We start from the raw sequence: 11,649 nt of genomic DNA, 5'->3' as shown, positions 1-11,649 counted from the left end.
TGACCGAATTTGAGGTTTGGGAAGGGTGGAAATGCGATCGGACTACTTGTCAAATACCTGCTATCGTGATGAATTCAAAACATTTTGGGGTACATCACTTTTTTGCTGTGCGGGATGCTAGGACTGCACGGTAAAAAATATTATTCCGATGCAAAGGGAAACGATATCAGGCCTTGTAGCTTTTGACAACTGAAGTCCGATGCTGCAAACCTACTTATATTTTTTCACCGAAATTTATATGGTTTGTAAGAGAGTTAATTTATAGCAGGCAAGATTTATTTAATTTGCAACAGCATTTAACCTTTGTGCTGTAAAATGTAGCAGTTCTCAGTTGCCGACTATATAGTAGGGACTTACCGAGGGCCTATTTCGTGTCGGCGATCGGCTAAAATCCATGATAAATCTTGTTCTTAGCAAAGTCTCGATTAATAAAAAGAATGCAACTGTAGGCGCGTAATCCAAACCCATACAAAATAAGCCATTCCCAATTACCAAATCTAAAATCTAAAATCTAAAATCTAAAATGGTATGACTTTCATCTCCCTTCAATATGCCCTGTTTCTGTTAGTTTTGTTCGCGGCTTACTGGTTGGTTCCGCTGCGGTGGTGGCGGCTGTTCATCATGTTGGCGGGTAGTTTAATTTTTTACGCTTCGCTGCAAATTTGGTACATTCCTCTGCTGTTAGTCGGCGCTTTGTTTAATTACTGCTTGGCGATGGCGATTGGGGAACCCCTGGATTGGCGGATTGCTAATGAATCTTGGAACCGCCGCCGTTTGTTGCTGCTGTGGATAGGCATATGCCTGAATGTGTTGCTGCTTCTGGGCTTTAAGTATGTGCCTTTTTTATTGAGTTCGATCGGCACTTTGTTCAATTGGCCTGTAGCTATCGACGGGGCTGACTGGGTGAAAAGTCACGTCATCGCACCCCTGGGATTGAGTTTCTTTTGCTTTGAGTGCATTGCTTATTTGATTGACGTGTACCGAGGCGCACCTGCTGCTACTTCGCTGCTGCACTTTGCTGCTTACAAGTTGTTTTTTCCTAAACTGATTTCCGGCCCGATTACTCGGTATCACAACTTGATCTATCAACTGAAAACCCAGAAATTTCCGACGCCAGATCGCATTTCTGAGGGACTTTGGACTATCGCCTTTGGTGCAGTAAAAAAAGGTCTTTTCGCCGATAACTTGGGAATTTATGTCGATTTAAGTTTTACCAACTTGCAGCGGGCGGGTAGCGAGGATTTGTGGCTGGCTATTTTTGCTTACGGGCTGCAACTTTATCTCGATTTTAGTGGCTATGTTGACATGGCGCGCGGTACTGCTTTGCTGCTGGGTTGGTATTTGCCACCAAATTTTGATTTTCCTTATTTTAGTGCCAGCATAGCTGATTTTTGGCGACGCTGGCATATGACTTTAGGGGATTGGCTACGCAATTATTTGTATTTTCCTTTGGGCGGTTCGCGAGTCGGTTTGTGGCGCACTTGTCTGAATTTGTCGATCGTCATGTTAATTGCGGGAATTTGGCACGGGGCCGCTTGGGGATTTATTGTGTGGGGGGGTTTACACGGTTTAGCATTGGCGATTCACAGGCTGACTGATGTGCTGTTTAAGCGGTTGCGGATCGAATTTTTGTGGGAAAATCCGATCGGTATTGCGATCGGTTGGCTGTTGACTCAGGCGATGGTTTTTGGTAGTTGGATATTTTTCCGCCTTCCCGATTTAAAGGATTCTGGATGGGCGATTTCGCATTTGTGGGGACACACTGCTGACGTGCAGTTTGCTGAGAAAGTTTATAGCGAAGCTTTGGGTTTGGAAAGAGTGCATTTAACTTGGATGTTGGCGGCTTTGGCTGCGGCGATGCTGGGGAATTATGCGTTGAGTCGGGGTTTGAAACTGGAGTTAAATTGGCCACTGAAATTGGTGTTAGTGCCGCTTTGTTTGTATGCGGTTTGGGTGTTGGCTCCCGAAGGGGGTTTGCCTTATATTTATTTTGATTTTTAGGGTATTATTTAATTAGCCGTAAGGTGCAGCGCACCCTACAACTACATTGATGTGCGCCGAAGTGACTACCCCCTACCTATTAGTGTCAACTTAAGCTTTTTGTTCGCCAGTCCTCCCGCTCACCCAACAGTCCGCCAGGGAATTCAAGCGCTGCCGGACTGAGGGTTTAACGTGTTTGTTGACATCAATGCCCGCTACCCTACAACTCCTAGTCAACAGTCAACAGTCAACAGTCAACAATCCTCTCGCTCCTACACCCTACAACTGATAAGAACACCAGTCACTCCAGCTACCTACATAAAGTTTAGCATCGGGAATTCCGGCGATTTCTAAAGACAGTAAATTAACGCACGCCGTCACCCCGGAACCGCAATAAACAATAATTTCTTCGGCTTTTTCTAATTCCGTCCAGCGCTGTTTTTGTTCTGATGCCGATCGCACTTTTCCAGTTTCATCCGTCACCCCTTGCCACGGATAGTTAACCGCACCCGGAATGTGACCTGCAATGGGGTCGATCGGCTCCCGCAAACCTTCATATCTCTCGCTTTCTCGCGAATCAACTAAAACCTTTCCCGGCAAGTCTTTACGCTCTTTTACCGCCTCAATATCTACCGCCAAATCCTGCTGCAATTGAGCAACAAATTGACCCTCGCGGGGGTCTGGCAAAGTATTTGTTACCGGATAGCCCGCCGCTTTCCAGCCGCTGAAACCGCCGTCTAACAAAGCAACTTTGCTGTGTCCCATATATCGCAGCAGCCACCACAAACGAGCCGCAAAAGCTAGCCGCGAATCGTCATAAGCTACGACTAAAGTTTCTTGTGAATTAATACCGATCGCGCTCAACTTATCAGCTAATTCTTCAATATTTGGCAGCGGATGTCTACCGCCATGTTTGCCCACTGAACTCGCGAGATCGCGGTTTAAATCTAAATAGAAAGCTCCCGGAATGTGACTTTCTTGATATTGTTTTTGTCCCAATTCAGGGTCGGCGAGGGAAAAACGACAGTCAATGATTACAACTTCCAGATTTTCGGTATTGGTGGCTAACCATTCAGGAGAAACGATTAAAGTGTTGTCTGTCATAATTATTCAAATCTATGTTTTAACATCTATCGGGAAGGAGCTTTTTTCTCTGGTTCTGCTTTGTCGGAAGGAGATTTCTTAGAAGTTGCTTTCTGAGAAGCTCTATTTTCAGAATTGGATTTTTTAGGAGTTGCTTTTTCCGAAGTTTCTTTGGGCGAATTAGATTTTTTAGGAGTTGCTTTTTCCGAAGGTGATTTTTCGGCGGGTGCGGGAGTTGGAGTTGGCGGAGGGGGAGTTACTGCTGCTTCTTGAGCGTAAAGCAGATATTTCTGATACTCGATTACTTTTGCTTGAGCTAGTTGATGGTTGGGGCTAGAGACTGGTACTCTTCTCATTAATGAGACCGCTTCTTGCCAACGATCGGTAACTGTCATCCAATCTTCCTTGGTTTTTGCCGCTCGCCCCAATTCTGCTGCTTTGAGTGCGCTGTTAACGGCTTCTCGAAAAGTATCTGGTGCAGTTGCTAAATTTGCTGTTTCATCGGGATTATTCCCCGCAGTTGCTGCTGGCTGGTTCAAAATTTTACCGACAAACGCCACCACCGCGATCGCCAACATACCCGTTACTAGCCCGACTACAATGAAAGTCGATCGCAGCCGATTCTCAAATGCAGCAAGTTCCGGCGGTTTTTCTTCCTCAATATTGCTCTCCATCTCTGTGCGATCGTCCATATTAGCAACAGCAGTATTTGGCACAGATTCTCCTGCAAAGTTCTGTTGTTCAAAAGTGCTGTTCTCTAAACTAAACTCTTGACTCCAAGCAGCAGCAATCTGACCGCTTTCTCGGCCCTCAACCTTTACTTTGCGAATCGAATCCGGCTGCAAATTCGTCAGCTCGGTGCGAACAAAATCAACTAATGTATTTTCTATGGGTACCTGCTCGGCCTCAAGAATTACATCCAAACAATCGCCGTCGAGATTCGCCGAGGCTGTGATGCCTTCAGATTGCAACTGGCTGTTGAGCCAAGATGCGATCGCCTGCGGATTTCCCTGCTTGGCAAGTTCCTGAAAATTAAGCTCTGTCATAGCTGGACACCTGATAATGCAGAAGGTAGAAGGCAGAAGGAATGAAAAAGTCAGAAATAGTTTTTTTAAAGTTGAAAACACCCTAACTGAAATTCAACAAATAGTATAATGTATCGTGGCAAATCCCAGCCCAAATACGCAAATTATCACTCTCGCTCCGCCTCCCAGCCCTTGGGAAAAGGCTCGCAGTCCTTACTCCCAAACAAACTCAGGTTTGTAATGAGGAAAGCAAGTCGTCTTGATCAGCCGCCAAATACTGCTGCAACCAGGTTTTTGATACCGGGCGCGCCAGTCCAGATATTGCAAGCATCGCCCGTAAAACCAGCATCCGCCTGGAAAAATCCTCGATCGCGCGGATGCGAGATGGGATATTTTAGATGAAAAATTTGTGCGATCGCAGTGCCATCGGCGGACAGCGAGTGATATCATCAGTTAGTCAATATTCTAGTTTTTATAGCAAATAACTCGATCGCACAATGGTAGCAATAGCAATTTTAGCTGCTGGACGCGGCACGCGCATGAAATCTGACTTGCCCAAAGTTCTACACGAATTGGGCGGTCGATCGCTAGTTGAGCGAGTCCTCCAAAGTTGTCAAGAAATTCAAATTACCAGGCGACTTGTCATCGTCGGTTATCGAGGCGAACTCGTTAAAGAATCCCTGATTCGAGGTCAAGAATTATCAGGGGAAAATCCTCAATCTCGTCCCCTAGAATTTGTCGAACAAACTGAACAATTGGGAACAGGTCATGCCATCCAACAATTGCTGCCTCACTTAGAGGGATTTCAAGGAGACTTGCTGGTCTTAAATGGGGATGTACCTTTGCTGAGGGCAGAAACTATCAAACAATTGATTGCTATTCACAAACAGCACCAAAACTCTGCTACTTTATTGACAGCTAATTTGCCGAATCCCCAAGGGTACGGTCGAGTATTTACTGACAGTCAAAACTTTGTCCAGCAAATTGTCGAAGACCGCGACTGCACCCAAGCTCAAAAGCAAAATCACCGAATTAATGCAGGTGTTTACTGCTTTCACTGGCCGGATTTAGAGAAAATATTGCCAGAATTGAAGGCAGACAATGACCAAAAAGAATATTACCTAACTGATACGGTAAATTTCCTCAGTCCGGTGATGGCGGTGGATGTGGAAGATTATCAAGAAATATTGGGAATTAACGATCGCAAACATTTAGCTACAGCTTGCGATATTTTGCAAACGCGGATAAAGGACAAGTGGATGACGGCAGGAGTGACGCTGCTCGATCCCAACAGCATCACTATAGACGATACAGTAGAGTTGCAGCCGGATGTGGTAATTGAACCGCAAACTCACTTGCGGAGAAACACTTCGATCGCCTCTGGGAGTCGCATCGGCCCCGGCAGTTTGATCGAAAACAGTCAAATTGGGGAAAATGTGACTGTGCTTTATTCGGTGGTTTCTGACAGTATGGTTGCTGAAAATTCGCGAATTGGCCCTTATGCACACTTGCGGGGACACGCAGAAATTGGGGCGAACTGTCGCGTCGGCAATTTTGTAGAATTGAAAAATACTCAAATAGGCGATCGGACTAATGTCGCTCACTTGTCTTATTTAGGCGACGCGACTTTGGGAGAAAAAGTCAACATCGGTGCTGGGACAATTACGGCGAATTATGACGGAAAAAACAAGCACAAAACTCAAATAGGCGATCGAAGTAAAACGGGTTCTAACAGTGTGCTGGTTGCACCGATAACTTTGGGGGAAGATGTTACTGTAGCGGCGGGTTCTGTGGTGACAGAAGATGTGCCGAATGATTGTTTAGTAATTGCCCGTTCCCGGCAAGTTGTCAAACCAGGTTGGAAGTTGAAAGAACCTGAAAAATGAACGATTGCTCACTTTTTAGATAATGAGTTTCCACACCATCGCGAGTTTCGCACTCGATACCCAAGAAACCGGGTTTTTATAACGGCAGCGATCGCACTCTAGGAGAGATTTTGCTAAAAAACCTGGTTTCTGCGTAAGCCCGCAACCTTGAGAAATCGGGTTGATCGCGATCGGCTATTTTTGGTTATTTTGCTGGTGCAGATAGTTGTTAATCGCTTTAGCGATTTTTGCTTGCTGGTATGGGTTCATCGTGCGGGGTAGGGAGATGCGAGAGCCTCCACAAACTAACAGTCTAACTTCGTACCAAATGTCATGATCCCGATCTTTTGTTCGATCAACTTCCACGCCATAAATTTCGCACAGAGAGTATTCCATTACTTTACGTGCCAACAAACCCCGCTGTTTGACAGTCAAGGTGTTTAAAGTTTCATCGAAGCTATAGATTTCATTATTTCTCAAGACGATCACTGCGATTCCTGCGAGCAAAAATATGCCTCCTGTCCATCCCAACCAGTGATCGTCTTGGCTTAAGCGCAGCAATCGATTTTTTGCATTTTTAACATAAAAATTGATGTCAGAAGCCACAGCGTCTTGGGTTCCCCAATTAGTGGAGTTAGCAGTGAAAGGAACATTGCCAACAGAAGTCAAAAGTACAACTCGGGTTTTATAGCCGCATCTTTGAACTTTAGCTCCCCGCAAGGAAGCAAGCTCAATTTCTTTGATGTTCGACCCCAGTAAATTCGATCGCACAATCTGGCAATTTCCTCGTTTTGCCTGCACTCGCTGGCAGCTCAGGGTGGCTGCATGATAGTCAAAAATCACCGAGATCAGTCCAAATGCAATGAATAAACAACTAGGGAACCAAAAATCAAATATGCTTTGAGTCTGAATTATTAATTCACTTGCTGTTTCCTTGATTATTTTCATTTATCTCACCTTTTGATTCCCAAAATGAGGCTACCGATCGACTTTCTGACCCGGATGAGCCGAATTGTTAACTTATATATTATTTAAAGTCGTCCTTTGCCATGACCCCTTTTATTTTATTAATAGATTAGCACTAAAATCTCTGGCCGACAACCAAGGTCGCGAGTTTACCTGCGGCTGAGTTTAAGATAGCTTTCCGTGATTTAAAGTAGATGAATCTTAAAAATATATTAATTATGTTATGGGAAATGAAACGTTAGCTTCACGCTCCGTAGGAATGTAATCACCCCGGTGAGTACAGGTTTACATTTTGTTACATTGTCAGGTTTATTTGCGCCTACTTAATTATCGTTAAGCTAATCCGCATTTAAATTGCATGGTCAAATAAACTTTCACTCTTGTGGGGAGTAGGGGTTGGGCCCGAAAGCCCGCCCTCAACACAAAATTTAAATGCACAACAGCTTAGTTATGGATTTGGGAGATTCCGGGAGATCTAGGGTTCACGGATTTGTATGGCAAATACGTTGCTAAGCGTGCGATTATCGCTAATCGAGATATAGCTGCGAATCAAGTCAGCTATTTGTATTGTTCTGTTATTGAATAGCTTCTTAAACAGATGATATCGCCCCCGAACATCCACAAATCAACATAATAGCTACAATTTCCCTCGCTATCTCCTATTTCCTCTAATTCTACCGCAGCAATCTCGCGAGTTGAGCATTCGGTAACATCATGAAGCCATACACCCCGTCGTTTAATTGTCATTTTGCTAAAAGTTTTATCAAAAATGTATGCTTCATCTATTGCGCCGTCCAACAAAGACAGCGAAAACAACAGAAATATGCCTCCATTTATCCAATTTGAAGCTAAAATAATCTGCAATAGTCCCATGACGATGAAAGGATAAATTAATAGCAAACCATCCCAGTTGCTAGAAGTTTGAATTATTAGTTTAGTTGGTGTTTGCTTGAGAAATTTCATTAGTTTTTTTTATTTTACAAACAATGTGAATTACTAATCTTGCCACTGTACGCAATTTTTCAGGTATGGCTTATTTGACCCGGCTTTGGACGATCGCACTTTTGGCGTTGTCAACAGCCTTGACAGCATAAGCATCGCCCGGACGTAGCTGTAAAGCTCTGTTAAAATTGATTAAAGCCGTTTGATAGTCTCCCTGCCCGTAGTAGATATAACCGAGTTTCATCGAGTGTTTGAAGTCAGAAGCTTGAGCAGCAACACGAGCAGAATTAGGCTCAGAAACAGGTGCTGCGACAGCAGGAGATGGCTCGGCAGCAGGAACTGACTCGAAAGCAGGAGATAACTCTTGATAGGGTGATGGAGAAGTGTTGAAACCAGAAGGAAAAGAAGAGGGTGATTGCTCGTTATACCCCTGCTCTACATTAGATCCAGAGTCAGAGACTTTTACAAAATTTTTGCCATAAAATACTGAAGTAGTAATGCCTCCCAATACAAACATCAGCAATCCAGCACATTGAATTAAGAATGTTTTTCTAATTTTTTTATCGCTCCAATTTTTGATATAAAAAACCAATGATGCCAATGGGACAAGCAAGTAAAGAACTCCCCAAATAGTTTCCACTCCAAAAGCTTGAACTAATCCCCAAAAATAGCCAACAAGACTTAAAACTAAACCGAGGATGAAAAATAAGGCGATCGCAATACCAGGCATTTTCTATTTCTCCCGTTAATGTAGAATTATTTAGCAAACTGTAAAGGTAAGGATCTCGGCACATTTTTAACCTGAAACTATTTCCCCTGTTTGCTGTGTTAAAAATAGATTAGCGGTGAAAACAGTTCGATCGCGCACAGCGAATGTTAGGATTTTGGTTAGGAATTTGACTAGGAACTCGATCGCGACTGCCGCAAATGATACCCTCTACCCTTGATCGACCCGAAGAACCATTTGCACGCGCAAGCAACGGCTGGGACATCCAAAAGCTTTATACCGACTTGGCAAATGCCAAACAAGAATTCGCCCCCCACACCAGAAGAGGGCTGACACCCGTAGAAAAGCGGCATCTCTGTGGCTTGTTGTGCGGCTACAGCCCAGCGGAAATTGCGGTTTTTCTCAACAAACAAATCAAAGGTGTCGAAGTTGATTTGTCAAAAACTTTGTACCGATACATAGAATTATTGACAAATCGGCCGCGAAATGCCCTCAAAAATTGGAGAGATGCGATCGACTGGCTGGAAATAGCCGGATATAAAACGCAGCCAAAAACCTCAACCGGCGCCATCTTAAAAGCTACTCTCCACCATTCAGACAGGATTTTGTCTGCAGCTATCAGTCCCGACGGACAATTCCTCGCAACGGGTTCTGAGGACAGTACAGTGAAAATTTGGAGTTTGCACAGCGGGGAACTGCAGCAGACGATTTTCGGACATTCAACAGCCGTGTTGCTAGTTGCTTTCAGTCCCGCCAGCAAAACGCTGCTGACACGATCGCGCGCGGGCACAGTCAAACTCTGGAACCTGCAAAACGGCGAACTGCTGAAGCGTTTGGCAGACGTGCACCGCCACGAATCCGTCGCCGTCAGCCCCGACTGGCAAATTTTGGCGATCGGCACCACCCGCGGCACAATCAAGCTTCAGCACCTCAACAGCGGCCAACTGCTGCAAGTTTTGGAAGGCTATCAAGGGGATGACATAAGTGCGATCGCCCTGAGTCCCAACGGCAAAATGCTAGTAGCCAGCGGCCTCAATGCAGCCAGCGGTTTCTGTCGCGCCACAGTCACTTTGTGGGAACTGCCGGGAGGCGAAGTGAGGCGAACATTTGGCAGCGAAAATTATGTAGCGATTTCTTCCGATAGCCAAATTATTGTTAGTCATGGCGGGCAAACTATCAAACTCTGGAATTTGCAAACAGGCGAATTATTGCATTCGGTGCAAACAGGAATTCGCATCACTTCCCCCGCCGCCATTAGCCCTTATGGGAAATACTTTGCAGTGGGGTGTTTTGACGGTACTGTTAGACTTTGGAATTTTCGCGGCGAATTGCTGCACACTTTAGATGGACATTCTAGCCCTGTGTCTGCGGTTGCGATCGGGCTTTTGGGCGAAACTCTCGTCAGCGGCGGAGAGAATGGTACTGTTAAACTTTGGCAACTGCGGATTGAAAATTAGAGAGGTAACGGGCGATGATTAAATTATTAGAAGATAATTGATTTAATGTTTTTTATAGGGCCAGACAATGCAACTGCCAGAAGAAAGAAATATTGCATTGAAACAGAAGCGTCTGGCAGAACTCCAACAAAAAATTGCTAGTGGCACCGAGCAAATTGCTCAGGGAAAAGTAACTGATGGTGAATTAATTTTTACTAGATTGCAGGAAAAAATTTGCTCAATTTCTGAGTCTAAGGAATGAGGACACCGCACCGTGGCGTTTCCCTACCCCAAAATAATCAATCTTCCTCGATGAAAGATGTAAGCATTGCCAGAGTAATTCTAGGAAAACGGCAAAGTGCCGTGTCCTGATTGTGGGTAATATTAACCCTGTTTTGTCACTCTGGCAGTAGTATAATAAGGTAAAAATTCTAGAACCAAGACACAGAGTATGGTACAGCCTCGTCGGGCCACACCAACAGTAAAATTTGTGGATGAATATTGCCAATGGTATAAAAGCCTGTTTTCAGATGTCAGGAGTTTTGAGGCTTTTAAGTACCTTCATATAGGGTGTGTTTCTGATCTAAAACGTAAAACACTGCCTGCGATAGCTAAAATCGTTGGATTAGATAATCATCAAGGATTACACCATTTTTTAACATCATCACCCTGGTCAGTAGAGGAGTTAAGGATTCGGCGATTAGAGTTAATTTTTCAGAGCTTAAAAAAACGACCATTCATTTTAATAATAGATGAAACCGGAGACAAGAAAAAAGGTAAAAAGACAGATTATGTGAAACGTCAGTATATAGGAAACTTAGGGAAAACAGATAATGGGATTGTGGTAGTGACAGCCTACGGTGTTTTTTGCGGGATGACATTTCCCTTATTGTTTGAAGTGTATAAGCCCCGTGAAAGATTACAGCCAGAAGATAAATATCGTACCAAGCCAGAAATAGCAGCCCTGTTGATAAAAAAGCTATCATCAATGGGTTTTAACTTCAACTTAGTCCTGGCAGATAGCTTATATGGAGAGAGTAGTACGAATTTCATATCCGTATTAGATGAACTGAAGAAAAACTATATAGTTGCAATTCGCTCAAATCATTATGTGGAAATGCTTCCACGGCAACATATTCAACATTCAAAGTGGCATAAATTTCAAAGGGTATTCTCTGACCTGAGCCAAGAAAATCGCTTTATTCGAGAAATTATTCCTGGAAAACGTGGAGAACTCAGATATTGGCAGATTACCACAGATAGTGAGAATTTACCTGAGAATTCTACTTGGTATGTGATGAGTAGATATCCCGGTCTTACACCAAGAGACGTAGGTAACTTTTATGGATTAAGAACTTGGGTTGAGTATGGCTTGAAGCAAAGTAAGAATGAATTAGGTTGGGCGGATTATCGTCTGACTCACTACCCAGATATTGAGCGGTGGTGGGAAATTGTTTGTAGTGCTTACTTGATGGTTAGCCTGCATTCTCAACAAATGTTGCCGGCTACCTCACAATCCAAATTAAAATCCAAGTTGGCTTCACACCCCAGGGTAAGAGCATCTCAATCAGCCTTGACAAAAGGATTTGAGAAGAAGCATCATGTATTCATCATTCATTGCAGCC

Annotated in this window: 10 protein-coding genes; 5 read left to right on the top strand and 5 right to left on the bottom strand. The window is 44.0% G+C overall.

The features are described 5' to 3' along the window. The first annotated feature begins 528 nt into the window (after positions 1-528). On the top strand, positions 529-2,001 hold the full coding sequence (locus tag QUA04_RS01545; RefSeq protein ID WP_333253121.1) for an MBOAT family protein: 1,473 nt from the start codon (positions 529-531) through the stop codon (positions 1,999-2,001). 258 nt (positions 2,002-2,259) lie between these two features. Here the strand turns inward: QUA04_RS01545 and QUA04_RS01540 are convergent, their stop codons facing one another. After that, on the bottom strand, positions 2,260-3,084 hold the full coding sequence (locus QUA04_RS01540; protein WP_333253119.1) for a sulfurtransferase: 825 nt from the start codon (positions 3,082-3,084) through the stop codon (positions 2,260-2,262). 26 nt (positions 3,085-3,110) lie between these two features. After that, on the bottom strand, positions 3,111-4,109 hold the full coding sequence (locus QUA04_RS01535) for a hypothetical protein (protein ID WP_333253117.1): 999 nt from the start codon (positions 4,107-4,109) through the stop codon (positions 3,111-3,113). A gap of 476 nt (positions 4,110-4,585) precedes the next feature. On the opposite strand from QUA04_RS01535, the gene glmU reads away from it, so the two are divergent. Beyond that, entirely contained in the window at positions 4,586-5,974 is a 1,389-nt protein-coding gene (gene glmU, locus QUA04_RS01530; protein ID WP_333253115.1) for a bifunctional UDP-N-acetylglucosamine diphosphorylase/glucosamine-1-phosphate N-acetyltransferase GlmU, read from the top strand. 174 nt (positions 5,975-6,148) lie between these two features. Here glmU and QUA04_RS01525 read toward each other — a convergent pair whose 3' ends face one another. From QUA04_RS01525 to QUA04_RS01515, 3 genes are all read right to left on the bottom strand, one after another. Further along, positions 6,149-6,901, bottom strand: coding sequence for a hypothetical protein (locus QUA04_RS01525; RefSeq protein WP_333253113.1), 753 nt, complete (start codon positions 6,899-6,901; stop codon positions 6,149-6,151). Positions 6,902-7,477: 576 nt separating this feature from the next. Then, the gene (locus QUA04_RS01520; protein ID WP_333253111.1) at positions 7,478-7,882 is read right to left on the bottom strand and encodes a hypothetical protein; all 405 of its coding nucleotides are present in this window, start codon (positions 7,880-7,882) and stop codon (positions 7,478-7,480) included. A gap of 70 nt (positions 7,883-7,952) precedes the next feature. Continuing rightward, on the bottom strand, positions 7,953-8,591 hold the full coding sequence (locus QUA04_RS01515; protein WP_333253109.1) for a tetratricopeptide repeat protein: 639 nt from the start codon (positions 8,589-8,591) through the stop codon (positions 7,953-7,955). Positions 8,592-8,788: 197 nt separating this feature from the next. Between QUA04_RS01515 and QUA04_RS01510 the strand changes: the two genes are divergently transcribed. The 3 genes from QUA04_RS01510 to QUA04_RS01500 all read left to right on the top strand — a co-directional run. Next, positions 8,789-10,045, top strand: a complete 1,257-nt coding sequence (locus QUA04_RS01510; RefSeq protein WP_333253107.1) for a WD40 repeat domain-containing protein — start codon at positions 8,789-8,791, stop codon at positions 10,043-10,045. Between the two features lie 67 nt (positions 10,046-10,112). Further along, positions 10,113-10,286, top strand: coding sequence for a hypothetical protein (locus QUA04_RS01505; protein ID WP_333253105.1), 174 nt, complete (start codon positions 10,113-10,115; stop codon positions 10,284-10,286). Between the two features lie 189 nt (positions 10,287-10,475). Beyond that, positions 10,476-11,649, top strand: a 1,174-nt coding sequence (locus QUA04_RS01500; protein ID WP_333253104.1) for an IS701 family transposase, incomplete at its 3' end; no start/stop codon positions are given.

It is taken from the genome of Microcoleus sp. S13_C5 (assembly GCF_036700845.1).
In the GTDB taxonomy this organism is placed as follows: Bacteria; Cyanobacteriota; Cyanobacteriia; order Cyanobacteriales; family Microcoleaceae; genus Microcoleus.
Note: the sequence above shows the minus strand (reverse complement) of the source record. Positions and strands in the feature narration are given on the sequence as shown.